The sequence below is a fragment of the Synechococcus sp. PCC 7336 genome (assembly GCF_000332275.1).
Classification (GTDB): domain Bacteria; phylum Cyanobacteriota; class Cyanobacteriia; order Thermostichales; family PCC-7336; genus PCC-7336.
This window is the reverse complement of sequence record NZ_CM001776.1, coordinates 2,293,705-2,314,042: the sequence shown is the minus strand read 5'-3', so window position 1 is coordinate 2,314,042 and position 20,338 is coordinate 2,293,705. Positions and strand designations below refer to the sequence as shown.

Below are 20,338 nucleotides of genomic sequence, written 5' to 3'. Positions count from 1 at the left end.
AGTTCGACTGAAGCTCGCTGCTTCATTTTTTAATGCTCGACTTTCTGCTCAAACCCCTCGAATACGATTTCTTTATCCGCGCCTTAGTTGTGGGAATTCTATCTGGATTCCTTTGCGGCGTTATGGGCGTTTATATCACCACACGCCGCATGAGCTATGTTGCCCACGGTCTTTCCCATGCCATTTTGGGTGGAGCTGTCATTAGCTATATTTTGGGACTCAATTTCTACTTGGGAGCTGGGATATGGGGATTTGGCGCGGCGATTCTGATTCAATATTTAACGGTTAACAACGTCTATTCAGATTCGGCGATTGGAATTGTGACGACGGCCAGTTTTGCCCTCGGTGTGGCGCTGATTAGTATGTCGCGTCAGTTTACCCAGAGTTTTGAGGCAGCCTTATTCGGCAATGTTTTGGGGGTAACGCCTGCTGATGTCTGGATTATTGTGTCTGTGGCGATCGCCTTATTGTCCTTGCTATTTTTGTTTTATCGTCCGTTGCTATTCTGGAGCTTCGATCGCGAGATCGCTCAGGTTCATGGGGTTCCCGTGCGTTGGATGGACCTGTTGTTTGCCCTCATGCTGGCGGCATTGCTGGTCTCGACGTTGCAGGTGTTGGGGGTGACGCTGATTATCTCTGCTGTTGTCATCCCCGCATCGATCGCGCGATTATTAACCCATCACTTTGCCCGCATGCTGGCCATCTCCAGCAGCGTAGGAGCATTTGTAGCATTTTTGGGACTGTACTCGAGTTATTACTTCGATGTAGCTTCTGGTGCCAGTGTTGTGCTGCTGTCAACTGCTATCTTTGCCGGCGTTCTGGGATTTTCCATCTCCCGTCAGAAATCACGCGCTGTCAAATCGAAACTCCCATTGCTTAAATGATTGGTTTGAAATCTGTAGACTCAATCAACTGCTCGGACTCAATCTCCATAGGTTTCGGCGGTAACCTTCCCTCGAAACACAATGTAGTTGTAAAGGGTGTAGGCCAATAGAATGGGAATGAGAAAGCCTACAAATATAGCCATGAACACCAATGAGCTAGGAGCTGCAGCCGCCTCATAAATGGTGACTGATGGCGGGATAATGCTCGGAAAAATGAGAAATCCCAAGCCGACAAAAGACAGGAAAAATAGCATAACAGTCCAAATCAATGGAGTGACTTCCTCCCTTCGGCTCAAGCTCCACAACAGTAGTCCGACGAACGCAATTCCCAAAACTGGAATCAGCGCAAAGATATAGAGAAGCGGAGGCTGGAACAATCGAGATTGTACCTGCTCTGAAAGGAGAGGGGTGCTAATCGTAATGAAAACAGCACCGATAAAGGTGGTCGCCGCAGCGATTTTAGCCGTTTTGAAATGCGTGTTCTGCAACTCCCCACTGGTTTTCATAATCAAATACGTCGAGCCGATGAGAACGTAGCCTTGAATGAGGGTGAGGGCGACTAACAGCGATCGCCAGGTCAACCAGTCAAACATGCCACCGACAAAGTGTCCCCCCGCATCCACAGCAATTCCTTCAAACACACTGCCGAGGGCAAACCCTTGGCCGAGAGCTGCCAGGAAACTACCTGCCCCAAAGGCTACATTCCAGAGGAACTTGCGCTCGGCATTTTCGCGAAACTCAAACGAGACCGCGCGAAACAGCAGGCCCGCCATCATAATCAAGACTGGAAAATACAGCGCGTTGAGGATCGTCCCGTAGGCCAGCGGAAAAGCCCCAAACAGCGATCCCCCCATCAACACGAGCCAGGTTTCGTTGGCGTCCCACACATTGCCCAAACTGGTCATCAAAAGGCCGCGCCGCTCTTCTGAAGACGCCGTTAGCGAGAGAATGCCAACCCCCAAGTCGAAGCCATCCAGTAAGACATAGAGGAACAGAAATATCCCCAAAATGAAAAACCATAACTGGGGCAAAAACTTTTCGAGTGCTTCCATCACTTCCCCTTACTGCTGAGTTTCTAACGGACGGCGATCGGCTGCCTTGGGAGCAATAGGCTCGGCTTCAGCACACTCGTAGGGCAAGGGTACCTTTAGATTCGGCCCCTGACGGATGATGCGGCTGCCGAAATAGAGGGCCGAACTGAAAAAGATGAGATAGATGGCGGTAATGCCCGCCAGAGAAGTCAACACTTCTGCAGGGGGAAGGTGCGAAGCAGCATCGGCGGTCCGAATCTGGCCGTAGACCGTCCAGGGCTGGCGTCCGACACAGCGCACGATCCAGCCCGTTTCGACCGCAATATATCCGAGCGGGGCGGCGAATATCCAGGCTCGCAGCAGCCATTTCTGTTGGCCGATCGCCGTTGAGTCTAATTTCCCTCGCAGCCACTGCACGACGCTAGCGGCCACTAGCGCGGCGAGGAAAAGCCCAATCCCCACCATGATGCGAAATGAGTAATAGACCAACCCCACCAGATGGGGGCGGTCTTCATAGGACCAAGCTTTGAGTCCCAAGACAGGCGCTGACAGTTTGGGCTTTAACTCCAACAGATAACCCAGCGCATGCGGGATTTTAATCTCCCAATCATTGGCCTCCTGCTGGTTATTGGGCAAGGCCACTAAACTCCAATCTGCTGTCTGTCCTGCCGGGAGCGTTTCCCACTGCGCTTCCATCGCCGCCAATTTGGAGGGTTGGTGGCGATAGACTTGCTCGGCGCTGAGGTGCCCGATAAAGATTTGTAGGGGAGCAACGGCGATCGCGACGGCCAGCGCGATTTTGAGCGATCGGGCAAAAAAGGCTTCGTAACGCTGATTGAGCAAATACCAGGCGCTAATGCCGCCAATGACAAATAGAGAGGTCTCCAGCGTGGCGAAGAACATGTGGAGTACGCTATTCGCCATGAAGGGATTGAAAATGGCTTGGAAAAAGTCGGACACGACAAACTTGCCATTGATAAACTCTCCCCCTGCTGGGGTTTGCAGCCAGGAGTTGGCGGTCAAAATCCAGAACGTAGATAGGTTGGCTCCGAAAGCCACCAAGATGGTGGAGAGGTAATGCACGATGGGCGGAACCCGCTCCCAGCCAAACAGCATAATGCCGAGAAAACCAGCCTCCAACATGAAGGCCATTGTGGCTTCAAAGCCGAGAATCGTGCCGAAGAAATCTCCCACCGCCTCTGAAAACGGAGCCCAATTGGTGCCGAACTGAAATGCCATCGGCAGCCCCGAGGCCACGCCGATGCCGAAATTGAGCACGTACAACTTCGCCCAAAACCGGGCGTGGCGATAATAGTCGGGATTGCGGGTTTTGAGCCACAGCCCCTCCACCACCACCAGAAAAATTCCCATGCCTGTCGTCAAAACAGGCCAAAGCATGTGAAAAATTGCGGTGATTGCAAACTGGAGCCGAGACAGCGCAACTGTATTGGAAAGCAAATCCATAACTGCAAAGGTAGGAGAACTCAAACGCATACCTCCACTGTCCTAGTCTTATCTGTCGGTTGCAGGCAAGAGACAGGCGGTCAAATCTGCAGATTCTACAGGTTGACTTCAGGTTTGGAGCCGCCGCGAATGTTCGAGAAAAGTCCTGGCGATCGCGGGCAAAAAAAAGAGAGACCGCTTGGTCTCCCGCATCTTTTCACAACAAGGTGAGATATCGCGTCATCGTCGAAAACGAAGACTACTCGAGCCAGGATTACTTGATAGCAACCTTCGCACCCACCTCTTCCAGCTTCTTCTTGGCTTCTTCGGCATCGTCCTTGGAGATACCTTCTTTGATGGCCGTGGGAGCTGATTCCACCACAGCCTTAGCGTCTTTCAGACCCAAGCCGGTCAATTCGCGTACCGCCTTGAGCACTTTGATCTTCTCGCCACCCACTTCTTCGAGGACAACGTCGAACTCGGTCTTTTCTTCTTCAGCTTCAGCCACTGCGGTAGGAGCCGCCATTGTCATGACTGGCGCAGCAGTAGCAGCAGCACTCACGCCGAAGGTGTCTTCGATCGCTTTGACCAGCTCGGAAGCTTCCAGCAGGGTCAGACCTTTCAGATCTTCAATAATCTTGTCGATAGTCTCAGCCACGGATTGTCTCCTTCAAATACTCGGGGGAAAAAATAAATGCAAGTCGTCGAGCAAAAGTCAGCATCGCTACCCTCAGGCAGCCTCTTTCTTCTGCTCTTCCAAAGCCGCGATCGCGCGGGCCAAAGAGGCAGGCACTTCTTTGATGCCGACGGCCAATTTTGTGGCCAGGGCATTGATGCTGCCAGCCACCTGAGACATGAGCACCTCCTTCGAAGGCAGCTCGCCAATGGCTTTTACCTGCTCGAAGTTATAGGCAGTACCGGCCATCACGGCCCCACGGCACTCGCTCTTTTTGGCACCTTTTTGGAAACTTTGGTAAGCCTTAATGGCGGCAGCTACATCGCCTTTAATCAAGATGAATGCAGACTGACCGCCTAAGAGCTGGCCGATGGGTTCCCAGTCGGGCTTCTCGGCGATGGCTCGCCGCATGAGGGTGTTTTTGACCACCATGCAAATCGAATCGGTTGGATACAGTTGGTTGCGCAACTCGGACATCTCGCCCACGGTGAGGGCAGCGTAATCGATCGCCATCACCATTTCAGACTCCTCTAATAGCGCCTCCACGGATGCGACAATCGCTTGTTTTTGGGCCAAGGATTGTTTGCCCACGGATGCTACCTCCTTTCTCTACATGTGGTGCCGATCGAGCGCGAACTATCGGTTCGACCTAAAGTTGAGCAAAAAAAACGCCTCGGCAAAACCGAGACAGCACGAGGGAAAAACAAATGGCAATACCATTCGCCAGTTCCTCCAACCTCGGCAGGCTATTAAGCATAAGCCCCTGCTGTCTGCGGCCAGACTATTGAATGACGTCACAATCTTTTACCGAACTTTTTCCTCATTCATCTCGCGCACCGGTTTATCAGCATAGACGAAAGCGATCGCCACTGTAAAGAGTTCGAGCCCAAATCGGACCCGAACTCTTCTAATCCTAGGCAGCAGCATCCTCTAACGTCAGGTCGCGCAGGGCACTGATGTCCACTTCAATCGACGGACCCATGGTGGAACAGACGTACATCGATCGCCAATATTTGCCCTTGGCTCCAGAAGGGCGATGGCGATCGATCGCCTCTTGGAAGGTTTTCAAATTTGTCAGCAAATCTTCTGCCGGAAAGCTAGATTTGCCAAACAGGATATGAACGATCCCGGTGCGATCGGCTCGAAATTCCAGCTTGCCACCCTTAAATTCATCAATCGCTTGGCCCAGATCGAACGTGACGGTGCCCGCTTTGGGGGAGGGCATCAACTTGCGCGGCCCCAGAATTCGGCCCAGCTTGGCCACTTTGGGCATCATGTCGGGGGTGGCCACCAAAATATCGAAGTCCAACATGCCATTGGAGATCTCTTCGATCAGTTCTTCAGACCCCACAACATCGGCCCCCGCCTCCTGGGCCTCGTTGACCTTTTCGCCACGGGCGATGACCCCCACCCGCACGGTCTGACCGGTGCCTTTCGGCAGCACCACAGTGGTGCGAATTTGTTGGTCGGCATACTTGGGATCGATGCCCAAGCGCACGTGAACTTCAGCAGCTTCGTCAAACTTGGCGGTGGCAGTTTCTTTGAGCAACTGCAGGGCTGCTAGCGGTTCGTAAGCGGTGAGCTGCACTTTGTCTTGCAGCTCTCGCATCCGCTTCGACAGTTTTTTAGACATTTAGAGCTCCTCGGGGTCTTAGCGAGGGAATGGCCCTCTCCCCCAACGATTGGGTTTACAGAGGCGATTGAGTTTACAGGGACGATCGCGACTCAATAGCGATCTTTTAGGAACGCAGGCTGAGCGATCTCGCGCTTATTCCGCAACGGTGACGCCCATGTTGCGGGCGGTACCGGCGATGATGCACATGGCAGCCTCAACATTGTTGGTGTTGAGGTCGGGCAACTTGGTTTCGGCAATTTGACGCAGTTGCGCTTGGGTGATGGAACCCACTTTTTCAGTGTGGGACATCCCCGAGCCGCGCTCGATGCCAGCCGCTTTTTTAATCAAAACGGCAGCGGGAGGGGTTTTGAGAATGAAGGTAAAGCTTCGATCCTCGTACACCGAGATTTCTACCGGTACAACAGTGCCCGCCTGGTCGGCGGTTTTGGCGTTGTATTCTTTGCAGAACATCATGATGTTGACCCCGTGCTGACCCAAGGCAGGGCCGATGGGGGGAGCTGGGTTTGCCTTACCGGCTTCGATCGCCAGCTTGATAATCGCTACTACTTTTCTGGGCATGACGGGTACTACACTGCTGGGCAAAAAACGCGCAAACAAGCAACCCTGCAGAAGGGTTCTCTGCAGGGGCAAAAGGGAATTCTCCTGAAGCACTACGTCCGTATCTCGATCGAACTGACTCGAGCGATCGCGAACGTTCAGGAAGAACTCAAACTTCTTTCTCAACTTGGTTGAACTCCAGTTCCACCGGAGTATCGCGACCAAAAATTGAAATCAGAGCCTTGAGCTTGCCCCGCTCCGGACTGACCTCCACCACTTCGCCGTGGAAGCCTTGGAAGGGTCCAGACAAGACTTCAATCTTATCACCCTCTGCCATATCCACCTTCACGGTGACTTCTTCCACTTCAGCAGTTTTGAAGATGCGATGCACTTCCGAGGCACTGAGGGGGCGAGGCGTAACGTGGCCGCGCCCGCGACCGACGGCGCGCCGTTCTTCATTGCCCACAAAGTTGATCACGTTGGGGGTACTCTTGATGACCTGCCAAACCTCGTCGTCCAGCACCATGCGAATCAGGACGTAGCCGGGAAAGATCTTTTCTTCGATCTGTTGGCGCTTGCCATCTTTGCCCACCTTATAGCCGGGGCGTTTGGGAATGGCGACTTCCAAAATCCGATCTTGCACGTCGAGGGCGATCGCCCGCTGCATCAAAGTGCTCTGAACTTTATTCTCGCAGCCGGAGGCCACTTGCACGGTATACCAGCGTTCTTGGCGTTTCTCTTCGCTGTGCTCTTCGTGTTCGGTTGTGGATACCATCACTGTTTCTCGCTGCACGACTTCCCGCGATCGCGCTAGCGGCGATCGCCTCACAAGTGGCTGAATTTAGCCGAAAACTAGACCGGAAACCCAGCCGAATAGCTGGTCGATTAAAAAGATGAAGGAGGCGAAGGCAATCACAATCAAAAGGACTGCACTCGACTCGCTAATCAGTTGCTGGCGATCGGGCCAAGCCACCTTCTTGAGTTCGGCCAGGGTGTTGCCAAAGAAGCTAAACGGCCCTTGGGTTTCCGTCTCGACTGCCTTAGAAGAACCGCGCTTGGCGGGATCTTTGCGTTCTGCCGTATCGCTTTTCGCCATGTCCGCGTATCTCCTTGCAACCGGGTGAATGAATGCTAGCCGATGCTGCGATCTAAAAAATGTCAGCTTGCAACTTAGAAATGTCAGCCTGCGACCTTAAACATGTCGGCCTGCGATCTGCAGCTTGCGAGCGGCTATCGTTAACTTGCCTCGCACCCTAAAAAAGAGAGCGCGTCCTGGAGGACTCGAACCCCCGACATTCGGTTTTGGAGACCGACGTTCTACCAACTGAACTAAGGACGCCTGTTTTGGGCTGGAAACGAAGCCAGACAGCAGAGCGCAGGCTCCACAAGGCTGTCAGATCGTCGTACAGAATTGACGGCAAAACGTTGCGCGCCAACTTCTGAGGACTGACGTTACCTAGTCTATCAGTCACGGGAAAGGGTTGCTGCTGACAGCTCAGATAGTGTCGCAAACTCAATTGCGTTCCGTCAACTCCTTTTGCGCTTCCCACTGAATTTAAGAGCGATCGCCGCAAATCCACAGACCAATTTTGAGAGCGATCCCCCAAGCGATCGATGGGAACTTGCTAGAATTCCTCTTATCTGCACGGACAGAGAGCCCACTGCGACACAAGAGTCACCCACAATGGCGCAATGTTAATGTCTAGCTGCGATCGCCGATCGCAACAGTTTGAGTTCCCTAGATCCAAAATTGCGAGACACGATTTTGAAAAACCGCTTCTGCTCTTACTGGTTGGGATGGTCGGCGCGTAAAGTTGCTGGCACTACTGTCTTACTGATTGCGTTCGCATTACTGGGCAGCGAGCTCGTGGCTCGATTTTGGCTCGGATTGGGCGATCCTCCCCTGAGTATTGCCGACCCAGATGTGGAATACTTACCTAAACCCGGTACTTACAGGCGCTTTGGCAACCGTATCTCTATCAACACCCACCACATGAGAAGCGAAGAATGGGAACGTCTGTCGGTGTTGGTCGCAGGGGACAGTGCGATCAATGGAGGCAGTCTCACCGACCAGGAGGAGCTGGCAACAACACTGCTCGCCAATTGGCTAGGAGTTCCTGTAGGCAACGCATCTGCAGATTCCTGGGGACCCATCAATCTGCTCGCTTACATCCAAAAATTCGGCCTGTTTGAAGCTGAAGTGGTTGTGCTCGTACTGAATGGTGCGGATGCTGCCGATGCGCGCAAGTTTGCTCCGATTGTTGTGGGCGAGCATCCCAGATTTCCCGCAACCCGACCGCTGCTGGCCTTACAAGAGGTCTTTTTTCGCTACCTACCGCGTTACTTGCCCAAACTGGGTGGAGCGCCTGTGCGTAACGCGCCCATTGGTGGGGAATCCGCCGCGCCTGCAGAGACCACATGCGCCGTTCCCGAAGCAATCGCTGCTGTCACTCAAGCGATCGCCGTATCTCGCGAGGCTGGCGCTCGTGTTGTTGTGGCTCTGCACAGAAGGCTCGACAAAAACAGCCTGCAAGCATGTTACGAAGCACTCGAACGAACGGCGCTGCAGGCAGGAGCTACTGTCGTTCAGCTCGACGTGCCGACTAGCGCCTATCGAGACAATATTCACGTCAACGCTGCAGGGCAACAGGCGATCGCAGAACAACTAGAGCCCGTCATCTTGCAGTTGCTTCAAGAGAATCCCCCCTGAGAACAGGCTAGAGGCGATCGCCGCAACCATTGACCATAATAAGAAGAGATTGGCTGGAAAGAGATTGGCACAGTTTGTGCGGGGCAAGACAGTGACGCAATTCGAGCTGAAATCGAACTACGAGCCCACGGGGGACCAACCCAAGGCGATCGCCCAAATGGTGCAAAACGTCGAAGCCGGACACCGCTACCAAACCCTTTTAGGGGCAACCGGCACCGGCAAAACCTTCTCCATTGCCCACACCATCGCCCAAGTCAATAAGCCCACCCTGCTGCTGGCCCACAACAAAACCCTTGCCGCCCAACTGTGTAACGAACTGCGCGAACTCTTCCCCCACAACGCCGTCGAATACTTCGTTAGCTACTACGACTACTACCAACCGGAAGCCTACGTCCCCGTCACCGATACCTACATCGCCAAGACCTCCTCCATCAACGAAGAAATCGACATGCTGCGGCATTCCGCTACGCGATCGCTCTTCGAACGCAATGACGCGATCGTCGTCGCCTCCGTCAGTTGCATCTACGGCTTGGGGATGCCCGAGGAATACCTGAAAGCCTCCATCCCCTTCCAAGTGGGAGAGGAAACGAACCAACGCGCGCTCCTGCGCGATCTGGCCTCCGTCCAATACGAACGCAACGATCTCGACCTCACCCGAGGCAAATTCCGCCTCAAAGGGGACGTGCTCGAAGTGGTCCCCGCCTACGAAGACCGCATCATTCGGGTGGAATTTTTCGGCGACGACATCGACGCCATCCGCCTCATCGATCCCGTCACGGGCGAAATCCTGCAAAGCACCAGTGCCCTGCGCCTCTACCCCGCCCGCCACTTCGTCACCCCCGAAGACCAACTGGAATCTGCCATCCAAGGCATCAAAGACGAACTGGAAGCCCAACTGGAATCCTTCCGCACCAGCGGCAAACTGCTGGAAGCCCAGCGGCTGGAACAGCGCACGAAATACGACTTGGAAATGCTGCAGGAAGTGGGCTATTGCAATGGCGTCGAAAACTACTCTCGCCACCTGACCGGACGCCAACCGGGCGAGCCTCCCTCCTGTTTGGTCGATTACTTTCGAGGCAAAGACTGGCTCTTAGTCGTGGACGAATCCCATGTCACCGTGCCTCAGTTGAGGGGCATGTACAACGGCGATCGAGCTCGCAAGCAAGTGTTGGTCGATCACGGCTTTCGACTACCCAGTGCCGTCGATAACCGCCCCCTCAAATCCGAAGAATTTTGGGGCATGGTCGAGCAAGCCATCTTCGTCTCCGCCACCCCCGGCACCTGGGAGTTGGAGGTGTCGGATGCTCGGATCGATGAATCGAAATCCTATATAGCGGGCACCGGGCGCGTTGTCGAACAGGTGATTCGCCCTACAGGAGTGCTCGATCCCGAAGTATCGGTCCGCCCCACAGCCGGTCAGGTGGACGATTTGCTGGACGAGATTGTGCATTGCGTGGGGCAGGGCGATCGCGCCTTAATCACCACCCTGACCAAGCGTATGGCCGAAGACCTGACCGAATATTTCCAAGAGCGGGGTGTCCGGGTTCGCTATCTCCATTCTGAAATCAACTCGATCGAGCGCATCGAGATTCTGCAGGATCTGCGGGAGGGGGCCTTCGACGTTCTCGTGGGTGTCAACCTGCTGCGGGAAGGGTTGGACCTGCCGGAGGTCTCGTTGGTGGCAATCTTGGATGCCGATAAGGAAGGGTTTTTGCGGGCGGAGCGATCGCTGATTCAGACGATTGGCAGGGCAGCGCGGAACGTGCGCGGTCGGACGATCATGTATGCCGATAATTTGACGAAGAGCATGGCCAAGGCGATCGCCGAAACCGAGCGCCGCCGCGCCATCCAGTTGGAGTACAACCAAACACACGGCATCACCCCCAAGCCCATCGTCAAGAAATCCAATAACGCCATCCTGTCTTTTCTCTCCATCTCCCGCAAGCTGAGCGATCGCGAGCTAGAGACTGCTTTCCAGCAATCCAGCGACATCTCCCTCGAAGATATCCCCAATCTGATCCAGCAGTTCGAGACCAAGATGAAAGAAGCTGCCTCCAATCTGGAGTTCGAGACCGCTGCAGACTATCGCGACAAGATTAAAAAGCTGAGACAGCGCCTGCTGGGGCAGGCCGCCTCGTAAGTCCTTTTGGCCTCAAACTGGGCCTGCTTGCTGGACCCCTGATGGGTTCGATGTCCTATGCGGGAAGACTGGCATTGGGTGTTGACTGTTTTGCCACTTTGCTCAATTAAGCTCTAGATGTAAGCGATTGGCAAAATATGATACACAGGCGATTTTCTCTAGAGATCGGCTTCCGTATAAGGATCGGTATTTTTCCATCATACCTCTTTGCTTAATATACATACTGTTGTTCGTATTCTAATGAGAAGTCTATTTCTTACGTCGCACAAAAAAATATTAAGCAAGCTAAATAACCATATCGTCAAAAATACAGGCTGGTTATTTCTTGAAAAAATCCTCAAAATTTTTGGCGGGCTTATACTTGGATTGTGGATGGCAAAGTATCTCGGGCCAGAGAATTACGGCCTCCTAAATTATTCCATAGCATTTGTAGCTTTGTTTGAACCGCTTTCCACCTTAGGTCTACACAAAATTGTAGTTCGCGACCTTGTCAATCAGCCCGAACGGCATTACCAGATCTTGGGGACATCGTTCATTTTACGGATATTTGCAGGAGCATTGATAGCTGTTATTGCGATCGATGTTAATCTCTGGATGCGTCCTGACGATCTTATATCAAGTTGGCTAGTTGCTTTTAGCGCACTCGGCTTGGTTTTGAAAACTTCAGATATCATTAGTTTTTGGTTCTTGTCACAGGTTCAAGCAAAGCAAAATGCGATCGCAGGAAGTATAGCCTATACAGTAGGCAGTACGATCCGTGCGGGCTTACTACTAGTAAAAACATCCGTACTCACATTTGGGATAGCATCTCTGTTAGAGCAACTGATTAGAAGCTATAGACTAGGGGTATCCTATACAAAAGTCGGGAAGTCATTTAAAGAATGGAAGTTTAATGTCACGCAAGCTAAAGCATTACTAAAACAAAGCTGGCCGCTAATTTTATCGGGGATTGCAGTCACAGTCTATATGCACATCGATCAGGTTATGTTAAGTCAGATAGCAGGAAATCGAGCTGTTGGTATATATTCAGTAGCCGTAAGACTATCAGAGTCCTGGTATTTCATTCCAGTTGCGATCGCTAGCTCAACATTTCCGATGATCTTAGCTGCAAAGCAGCAGAGTCAAGACAAGTATTACCAACAAATTCACAAATTGTTCAAAACAGTTGTGAGTATATCCTATCTCCTAGTAGTGCCACTGACACTGCTAGCTCAGCCATTAGTAATATTGTTGCTGGGAAGAACATACTCAGGAGCAGGTTTTGTTTTATCTATACATGTTTGGTCTGGGATATTTGTGTCACTAGGTGTTATTAGAGAATTGTGGATGACATCAGAGAATTTAATGGTATTCTCGTTTATGACCACTGTTTCTGGAGCTGTACTGAATATCATTCTAAATTATCTTCTAATTCCAGAATATCAGGAAATAGGTGCTGCAATTGCAACCTTGTTGAGTTATTTTTTGGCCGCATTTCTGTCATGTTTTATCATCAGAGAGACTAGACCCATTGCTCGCCTGATGGCTAGTGCTTTAATCCTTCGATAGATCTTCTAAAATTATGAGTATTTTAAAACCTCTTAGAAAATTACTACGCCCGATTAGAACGGCCTTCTCCTGCTTAAAAATCCTAGAGATCGAATATGGACATTATCGATCTTCAGACCAATGGACTTGTTTAGACAAAATAGGAAATCCTATCCCTTGGTATACCTATTCTACAATCGAGTATTTAAAACAACTTGATTTCTCGGATAAGATTATCTTTGAATATGGTTCTGGTAATTCAAGTTTATTTTGGGCTAATAGAGCAAAGAAAGTGATTAGTGTTGAAGATAATTCACAGTGGTTTGACAAGGTGTCAAAATATAACTCAAAGAACCTTGAGATACAACTCATTGAAGAAAAATTAGCTTATACTCAATCAATTCAGAAATACGAAAACTTTGACACCATCATAATTGATGGTTCTCATCGAAAAGCTTGTGCAAAAGAAGCAATCCAAAAGCTTAATCCAGGAGGTATGATCGTATTAGATAATTCAGATTGGTTTCCTAAAACAGCAGAAATAATTCGATATGCTGATTTTATCCAGGTTGATATGGCAGGGTTTGGGCCGATTAATTATTATACTTGGACAACCTCTCTATTTCTACATCGTGAGTTTAATTTAAAACCCAAGTCGTCACTCCAGCCTACACATGCTCCAGGAGCTCTTGCAAAACATATCGATTTGGGAACCTAGTCAATATGCATATAGCTCTTAAATGTGTACTACGAGCACAAATATTTGATTCTTTCCGATCTTTCTTTCGAGAGTTGCGTTCATCTTTGTTTGACATTTATTCAGTTAAATCTTATTCCCAAGAGGGAGAGGACATGATTCTACAGAGAATCTTTGAATGTCAATCAACAGGATTCTATGTGGATGTGGGTGCTCACCACCCAAGACGCTTCTCAAATACTTATTTTTTTTATAAGCGTGGTTGGTCTGGAATTAATGTAGACGCAATGCCCGGAAGCATGAAGTTATTTAATATTTTTAGGCCGAGGGATATTAATATTGAAGCGGCAATAGCAGATTCTTCAAAAACATATACATTCTACATCTTTAACGAACCGGCACTCAATACATTCGATCCAATACTAGCTGCTCAGCGCAATCCTGAAAAATATCAAATAATCGATCAAAGAGAAATTAGAACGACAACATTATTAAATATACTTAAGGATAACTTATCTCAGGATAGGGAAATTGACTTCTTGTCAGTTGATGTAGAAGGATTCGATCTAGAGGTATTAAGTTCAAACGATTGGAACATGTTTAGACCTCGATATGTATTGATCGAACAATATAAATTTGACTTTGAAAACTCCGGCAAGTCTGAGATTTATCAGTTTATGAAAAGCCAAAACTATATTCTATTTTCTAGAACGATGAACACCTCAATTTTTAGGGATGCTTGTGATGAACAAATACGTGCTTAATACACCAGTTGTACTTTTGATATTCAATCGATCCGATACGACACAAATTGTCCTTGAAAAAATACGCCAGGTGCGTCCTAAAAAACTTATAGTTGTTGCTGATGGTCCGCGCAAAGAGAAGCTAAGTGAAGACAAACAGTGTGAGATAGCCCGTCAGATTATTGATTCTGTAGATTGGGATTGTCAGGTTCTAAAAAATTATTCAGAATCTAATTTAGGCTGTAAAAATCGTATTTCTAGCGGTTTAGATTGGGCATTTGAACATGTCGATAGAGCAATCATTCTAGAAGATGATTGCGATCCAGATCCAACTTTTTTTCAATTTTGTGAAGAATTGCTAGAGCATTATTATCAAGATGATCGAATTATGGCAATATCAGGGAATAACTTTCAATTTGGCCAAAAGAGAACTGAATATAGCTATTATTTCTCCCGCTACCCACACTGTTGGGGATGGGCAACTTGGAGACGGGCATGGCAACATTTTGATGCCAAGTTGAGCCTTTGGCCTTTGGTAAAACGCAATAATTTATTGAATGATATTCTCAAGGACTCATCGTCTGTTCAGTATTGGAACAAAATTTTCCAGAGAACCTATAATGGTGAAATTGATAGTTGGGCATATTGTTGGACTTTGAATTGCTGGTTGCAAAGTGGCTTAACTGTCTTACCAAAGGTTAATTTGGTTTCCAATATTGGATTTGGAGCAAGTGGAACTCACACTCAAGATCCAAGCAATCCATTGTCTAATCTCCCCTCTGTCTCGATAGCGTTTCCTTTAAGTCATCCCCCTTATCTAATTCGCGATCTTCGAGCTGATAAATTTACACAGATGCATATATATGGTATAAAAAAATGGTCTTTATCTCGATTATTTTCTCGCTTCAAGACAAAGATAGAAGCGCTTATAAAAACTTGATGAAATAAGATTTTCCGTGCTCGTCTCACGACTCCTGCTGGCTGAGCAAAGTCGAAGGCAGATTTTTCAACCAGCATCCCCCTTTCTTTTCTGGAGGTACTTTGTGAATGACAAAGGATGCTTGAGATTTGCCGAAGATGCTATAATGATTTACCTGTCTGATACTTATCTGAAAATCTCTCAACACCCCTCGCCAGGATTAAAATGATGTTCCCAATAACTGTTTCTATTGAAGCAAGAGTATGTAAGTTTTTATAGACAGGGTTTTCGGTATCTTCAAGATCGTGACCTGAGTATCAAGTCTGATAAAGCAAAACTGTTAAGCCACCGTCTAATTGTTTGCCGAATTTATCACAAACTGTAGAGCCGATGTAGTAATGAAACTTGAATCCTTATCTGCAGAAGATTTATCTTATATCTCAAAGTCAGAACTGGCTGAGCTTACAAGGCTATTTTCATTGATGTCAGGTGAAGTCGATCTACAACAGTTATGGTGTCTAATGGATATCGTCTGGGATGAGATGCAATGTGATAACAAGAATTTAGATATAGAAAAAATTGAACAGTATTATCAACATCCAGTTTGGCTTCTGAATGGTCTTTTCATAGAGAGTCATCAGCTTTCTTTAGAGCACAGACAGGCTATTGTTACCTGGATTTCTAATTGCTACCAAATATCTAAGGTGTTGGATTTTGGTGGTGGTGTAGCAACACTTGCTCGTATGATGGCGAAAGATAGTCCTCATTTGAGTATTGATGTATATGAGCCTTTCCCCAGCCAGTATTCATTAAGTAAGTCATCTGCCTATCAAAACATAAAATTCGTCAGTGAAGTATCTTCACAATATGACTGCCTTATTTGTACCGATGTATTGGAACATGTTTCCGACCCACTCAAGCTATTTGCTGAGATGATCGATCTAGTAGATATTGGAGGCTATTTGCTAATGGCAAATCATTTCTTCCCATCTATTAAATGCCATTTACCTTGTACCTTTCATCTCAGACACACTTTTAATAGATTTGCGCATCTGATGGGGCTCAAAAAGATTCAAGGTCTACAAAACAATTATATCACGGTTTATCGGAAAGAATCTGTATTGAAATTTGATTGGAAGAACATTAGACGAGAAGAGGCTAGATCGAAGCGTCTTTTTGGATTTTATGAATTTAGATACTTAACCTTACTCTGGATGGAAAGAACTCAAAATTTTATTAAATATCCCTACAAGAGTTTTGTTAAGCTAAAGCGCAAAACTCTCGATACATTTAAAAACTGATCCTATGAAAGTCCTTCATTTTAACCAAGCTGACATGATTGGAGGGGCCGCGATCGCCGCTTATCGATTACATCATTGCTTGGCTGAAAAAGGTATAAATTCAAGTATTCTTGCAGATGTTTCTAAATCACCCGATCCTAATATTTTTCTATTTAAAAGACTTCGCCTTGTAGAAAAGCTAAGCTCTCGCTTGTTTTGGCTATTTGGCTTGAACTATATTAATATAGCTAGCACTTTTAGTGTCAGTAGATACCCTATCTATAAAGAAGCTGATATCCTCAATTTTCATAATTTGCATGGAGGATATTTTAATTATTTGGCATTACCCAATCTGACTGCACATAAATGTGCTGTGTTTACTCTCCACGATATGTGGAGTTTTACCGGCCATTGTGCTTATAGTTTTGAGTGCGATCGCTGGAAAATAGGCTGTGGTCAATGCCCTCATCTCAATACTTATCCTGCTATTCCTCGTGATAGTACAGCCCTAGGGTGGAAGATCAAACGTTGGGTTTTCAAGCACTCTAACCTCACTATTGTTACCCCTAGTCAGTGGCTTGCCAATTTGGCTCGCCAGAGCTTCCTAAGTCATTTTTCTATCCACTATATCCCTAATGGTCTAGATATCAGTATCTATCAGCCCCTCGATCGACAGGTTTGTCGTACTACTCTGGGATTGCCTGCCAACAAAAAAGTACTATTCTTTACTGCACAAAGTTTCAATGACAGCCGCAAGGGTGCCGATTTACTTGTGGCTGCTCTGCAAAAGCTGCCTGATGCTCTTAAGTCCGACTTAGTCTTAATGACAATGGGAGAAGGCGGTGAAGCCCTGGCTGCTTACGCCGATATTCCAGCGATGCCATTGGGCTATATTGATGGCGATCGCCATAAAGCTCTGGCCTATTCTGCTGCCGACCTGTTCGTTTTCCCTACTCGTGCCGACAACCTACCGATTGTGTTACAGGAAAGCATGGCCTGTGGAACCCCCATGGTTTCCTTTTCTGTAGGAGGCGTAGCCGAACTAGTGCGGCCTGGAATTACAGGATTGCTTGCCCAGCCTGAAGATCCTGCCGACTTTGCTACTAAAATTGTCGAACTCCTCGAAGATGATTCCCTGCGCCAAAAGATGGCCGAGCACTGCCGGACGATTGCCGTCGAGGAATATTCCATTGAGTTGCAGGCTGAGCGCTATATAAACTTATACAGAGAGATTTTGGCCGATTTTAGGGAATCCTGATTGCAGTAAGGAGATCCGGCCACCATTTCTGTGAGAGAAATAAAGGGCACGATAGAAGTATAGATCTAGTAATTCTTCATTCCTCTCTCTAGCAAACCCATGACTATAGATGCTATAGATTCTTCAGTATTTATCCTGATTCCAGTTCATGATCGTAAAATAACTACCCTAAATTGCCTCAATCGTCTTCACCAGCAATCATATTCAAATTTTTCCATTGTTGTTATAGACGATGGCTCTACTGATGGTACATTGAATGCTATCCGCGCTGCCTATCCATCTGTTACAGTACTGCAGGGGGATGGCAACCTCTGGTGGACCGGTGCCGTTGCTCTGGGGATGCAATATGCTCGCGATCGCGGTGCCGATTTTTTTGTTTGGTTAAACGATGACTGCCAAGTCTCCCCTGGATCGATTGATGGTTTAGTGGAATTCTGTCAATCACATCCAAACGCAATAGTTGGTTGCCAGGGCTTTGAAGCCGAGGAGCCTAAAAAATTAGTATTTGGGGGAAAAGTTAAAACTTGGCGTGGCTTTCGTCTTATCCAACCCGAACCCAATCAAGTTTTACCCTGCGATTTGTTGAGTGGTAACTTAGTTTGTATACCTCGATCTGTTGTTGAGATAATTGGCTATCCAAATCCCCAGTTGACACCTCATTATGGAGGAGATTCTTTATTTTTGATTAGAGCCAAGAAGGCTGGGTTTAGCTTATTTTTAGATACACGAACATCAACTTACAATACCGCTGGCGAAGCAACACTCTATCCGAGTGATTGGCTCTTATGTGCAGGAGGCCCCCTTAGGTTACTCAAACTTGTGTTCACTCCCCATTCTGGTTTGAGTTGGCGTGTTTGGTGGCAGCTTAACTGGGAAGCATATAGCTACTGGGGTCTAGTGATGTTTGTCAAAAAGTATTCCTCTCTTTTGGCCATTTCTCTTCTCAGATTTGTCCCTCTCACTTTGAGAAAATGGGGTATTAGCTATTTAAGAGCTTTGAATTCATAATATGGCTTGGGCAATCAAGGTGAATGATATTAGTGTCGTAATTACTTGTTATTCAGAAGGTAAACTAATTCTGGATGCAATTGAAAGTATTCATCAGCAGTCATTTCCTGCTCAAGAAATTATTTTGGTGAATGATGCCTCCACAGACATAGAAACAAATCAGGTTTGTCAGCAATTAGATGTAGAACCCCAAGTTCGAGTTGTCTGGAGACAGCAGAATGGTGGCACTTCAGAAGCTAGAAATGATGGATTTAAAGCTGCACAGGGAAATGTTATAGTTCCTTTAGATGCTGATGATGTACTACCCAGGCAGGCATTAGAGATCGTATTTCATGCATTCCACGCTCATCCAGATGCAGGATTTATTTACGGCAGCTATCTGCGTCAAGATCGAGTTGATTCTCCAGCAGTCCAGATTTATCCTGGCGATATCTCGCTGCAGACAATGCTCAAGTCAAAGCCCTGCTCACTGAGTTCCAATTGGAAGCTCATTGGTACGACTCCACTCCGACGCTCCCTCTGGGAATCTATGGGTGGATATAAAGCAAGTTTTGGGATTAAATCCCTTCACGATGTTGAATTTTGGATGCGGGTGCTTGCATCAGATTGCCCCTACTATTCTGTATCAGAGCCGATCTACGCTTGGCGAAAGTATCTGGGGAAAAACAGCCGTCGAGTTACGCCCCTTGCTTGGTACGAGCTTGCCAAAGAACATTTATCCATCTATCGTCATGTAGGGCTAGAATATCGAGCTTACGAATTACTCTTGCTGGGAAGTAAATGGCTCAATCATAAATCTCAGGTTAAGGAGTTTTCTCGTCATTTATTTCGACGTGTGAGGCAGGGAGATTTTCGATTTTCTACTATAGTAGCGCTGATTATCCCTTCTTTCATTCTTGCTGGGCTTGCACATTATGCTCAACAGAGAAGATGAAGTCTCTTTTGGGCTAGATTGAGTTATGGAAAAAACTTTGAGATGGAATATTTTAATATAGACAGACAGAAAAGTATTGAAGTTTATGTATGCATTGTTTGCCTGACCAAAATGCTTGCTAATAATATCTTTTCGGCTCGATATATTCTTTCAACATTTGTCCATGCGACGAGTTATGAGGATGCTTGCGATCGCATTTCAACCTGGGTCTCAAACCAAGAGTCCTGCTACGTTGTTGCTGCCAATGTCCATGTTGTCATGACGGCCTACTGGGATGCAAACTATCGAGAGGTTATCCAGCAAGCTTCATTAGTCACTCCAGACGGTATGCCATTGGTTTGGGCAATGCGGTTGTTAGGAGTGCGAAAACAACAGCGGGTCTATGGCCCAGACCTGATGCTCGCTTGGTGTGCGCGAGCTGAGAGCGAAAAGCTGTCGATCTATCTCTATGGCGGCACCGAAACTATGTTGCGACAGTTGCAAGATACTCTCAGGCAGCGTTTTCCCTCCCTAGTCATAGCAGGCTCCCATTCACCCCCATTTCGGCCCCTCGCACCAGAGGAAGAGGCAGAGGATATTGCCAGAATTCACGCATCGGGGGCAGGGGTCGTCTTTGTGGGGTTGGGCTGCCCGAAACAAGAGGAGTGGATGGCCCGACAGAAAGGCAAGTTGCAAGCTGTGGCGATTGGGGTGGGGGCAGCATTTAGTTTTCACAGTGGCGAAGTGACTCAAGCACCCCGCTGGATGATGTCTTGGGGGCTGGAATGGCTATTTCGGCTGTGGGCAGAGCCCCGACGGTTGTGGAAACGGTATCTGATTAACAATCCAGCCTTTGCGATTCTGTTTGCATTGCAATTGCTCCAGCAGGTCTGGAGGCCGTCAAACCCGTCCGACCCGAGCTAGATTCAGTGTCAA

20 protein-coding genes, 1 tRNA gene and 1 other annotated feature are annotated in these 20,338 nt (G+C 48.1%); of the genes, 12 read left to right on the top strand and 9 right to left on the bottom strand.

The genetic code is table 11. The annotated features are described in order from the left end of the window. The first annotated feature begins 32 nt into the window (after positions 1-32). On the top strand, positions 33-884 hold the full coding sequence (locus SYN7336_RS11000; protein ID WP_017325994.1) for a metal ABC transporter permease: 852 nt from the start codon (positions 33-35) through the stop codon (positions 882-884). Positions 885-922: 38 nt separating this feature from the next. Here SYN7336_RS11000 and cydB read toward each other — a convergent pair whose 3' ends face one another. From cydB to SYN7336_RS10955, 9 genes are all read right to left on the bottom strand, one after another. Next, complete coding sequence (cydB, locus tag SYN7336_RS10995) at positions 923-1,936, bottom strand: cytochrome d ubiquinol oxidase subunit II (RefSeq protein WP_026100900.1); 1,014 nt, start codon at positions 1,934-1,936, stop codon at positions 923-925. Between the two features lie 9 nt (positions 1,937-1,945). Beyond that, a complete protein-coding gene (locus SYN7336_RS10990; protein ID WP_026100899.1) occupies positions 1,946-3,379 on the bottom strand; it encodes a cytochrome ubiquinol oxidase subunit I in 1,434 nt (477 codons plus the stop codon). A 253-nt stretch (positions 3,380-3,632) separates the two neighbouring features. Then, positions 3,633-4,016 (bottom strand): 50S ribosomal protein L7/L12, encoded by a 384-nt coding sequence (gene rplL, locus SYN7336_RS10985; protein ID WP_017325991.1) that lies wholly within the window; start codon positions 4,014-4,016, stop codon positions 3,633-3,635. A 72-nt stretch (positions 4,017-4,088) separates the two neighbouring features. Further along, complete coding sequence (gene rplJ, locus SYN7336_RS10980; protein ID WP_017325990.1) at positions 4,089-4,625, bottom strand: 50S ribosomal protein L10; 537 nt, start codon at positions 4,623-4,625, stop codon at positions 4,089-4,091. Positions 4,626-4,687: 62 nt separating this feature from the next. Further along, positions 4,688-4,828 (bottom strand) — a sequence feature (ribosomal protein L10 leader region). A gap of 119 nt (positions 4,829-4,947) precedes the next feature. Beyond that, positions 4,948-5,667 carry a 50S ribosomal protein L1 gene (gene rplA / locus SYN7336_RS10975; RefSeq protein ID WP_017325989.1) on the bottom strand — a complete coding sequence of 240 codons (720 nt, stop codon included), beginning with the start codon at positions 5,665-5,667 and terminating at the stop codon, positions 4,948-4,950. A 135-nt stretch (positions 5,668-5,802) separates the two neighbouring features. Next, positions 5,803-6,228, bottom strand: a complete 426-nt coding sequence (rplK, locus tag SYN7336_RS10970) for a 50S ribosomal protein L11 (RefSeq protein WP_026100898.1) — start codon at positions 6,226-6,228, stop codon at positions 5,803-5,805. A 148-nt stretch (positions 6,229-6,376) separates the two neighbouring features. Then, complete coding sequence (nusG, locus tag SYN7336_RS10965; protein ID WP_038026906.1) at positions 6,377-6,982, bottom strand: transcription termination/antitermination protein NusG; 606 nt, start codon at positions 6,980-6,982, stop codon at positions 6,377-6,379. A gap of 66 nt (positions 6,983-7,048) precedes the next feature. After that, entirely contained in the window at positions 7,049-7,303 is a 255-nt protein-coding gene (secE, locus tag SYN7336_RS10960; protein WP_017325986.1) for a preprotein translocase subunit SecE, read from the bottom strand. 170 nt (positions 7,304-7,473) lie between these two features. Then, a tRNA-Trp gene (locus SYN7336_RS10955) sits at positions 7,474-7,546 on the bottom strand. A 426-nt stretch (positions 7,547-7,972) separates the two neighbouring features. Between SYN7336_RS10955 and SYN7336_RS27940 the strand changes: the two genes are divergently transcribed. The 11 genes from SYN7336_RS27940 (at position 7,973) to SYN7336_RS10910 (ending at position 20,326) form a co-directional block, all read left to right on the top strand. After that, positions 7,973-8,917 (top strand): hypothetical protein, encoded by a 945-nt coding sequence (locus tag SYN7336_RS27940; RefSeq protein ID WP_156820117.1) that lies wholly within the window; start codon positions 7,973-7,975, stop codon positions 8,915-8,917. A gap of 91 nt (positions 8,918-9,008) precedes the next feature. Beyond that, on the top strand, positions 9,009-11,057 hold the full coding sequence (gene uvrB / locus SYN7336_RS10945; protein WP_026100896.1) for an excinuclease ABC subunit UvrB: 2,049 nt from the start codon (positions 9,009-9,011) through the stop codon (positions 11,055-11,057). 240 nt (positions 11,058-11,297) lie between these two features. Beyond that, positions 11,298-12,605 carry a flippase gene (locus SYN7336_RS10940; RefSeq protein ID WP_017325983.1) on the top strand — a complete coding sequence of 436 codons (1,308 nt, stop codon included), beginning with the start codon at positions 11,298-11,300 and terminating at the stop codon, positions 12,603-12,605. A 13-nt stretch (positions 12,606-12,618) separates the two neighbouring features. Then, the gene (locus tag SYN7336_RS10935) at positions 12,619-13,302 is read left to right on the top strand and encodes a hypothetical protein (RefSeq protein ID WP_017325982.1); all 684 of its coding nucleotides are present in this window, start codon (positions 12,619-12,621) and stop codon (positions 13,300-13,302) included. Between the two features lie 86 nt (positions 13,303-13,388). Further along, positions 13,389-14,045 (top strand): FkbM family methyltransferase, encoded by a 657-nt coding sequence (locus SYN7336_RS10930; RefSeq protein WP_017325981.1) that lies wholly within the window; start codon positions 13,389-13,391, stop codon positions 14,043-14,045. Next, entirely contained in the window at positions 14,026-14,964 is a 939-nt protein-coding gene (locus SYN7336_RS28850; protein WP_071590882.1) for a hemolytic protein HlpA-like protein, read from the top strand. The genes SYN7336_RS10930 and SYN7336_RS28850 overlap by 20 nt, the downstream gene beginning before the upstream one ends. A 377-nt stretch (positions 14,965-15,341) precedes the next feature. After that, positions 15,342-16,244, top strand: a complete 903-nt coding sequence (locus tag SYN7336_RS25445; RefSeq protein WP_156820116.1) for a bifunctional 2-polyprenyl-6-hydroxyphenol methylase/3-demethylubiquinol 3-O-methyltransferase UbiG — start codon at positions 15,342-15,344, stop codon at positions 16,242-16,244. Between the two features lie 4 nt (positions 16,245-16,248). Then, positions 16,249-17,481, top strand: a complete 1,233-nt coding sequence (locus SYN7336_RS10920; protein WP_026100894.1) for a glycosyltransferase family 4 protein — start codon at positions 16,249-16,251, stop codon at positions 17,479-17,481. Between the two features lie 99 nt (positions 17,482-17,580). Next, positions 17,581-18,489 carry a glycosyltransferase family 2 protein gene (locus SYN7336_RS28845; protein WP_071590770.1) on the top strand — a complete coding sequence of 303 codons (909 nt, stop codon included), beginning with the start codon at positions 17,581-17,583 and terminating at the stop codon, positions 18,487-18,489. A gap of 1 nt (position 18,490) precedes the next feature. Beyond that, positions 18,491-19,423 carry a glycosyltransferase family 2 protein gene (locus SYN7336_RS10915; protein ID WP_017325978.1) on the top strand — a complete coding sequence of 311 codons (933 nt, stop codon included), beginning with the start codon at positions 18,491-18,493 and terminating at the stop codon, positions 19,421-19,423. A gap of 111 nt (positions 19,424-19,534) precedes the next feature. Next, positions 19,535-20,326, top strand: coding sequence for a WecB/TagA/CpsF family glycosyltransferase (locus SYN7336_RS10910; protein WP_038025901.1), 792 nt, complete (start codon positions 19,535-19,537; stop codon positions 20,324-20,326). Positions 20,327-20,338: the final 12 nt, after the last annotated feature.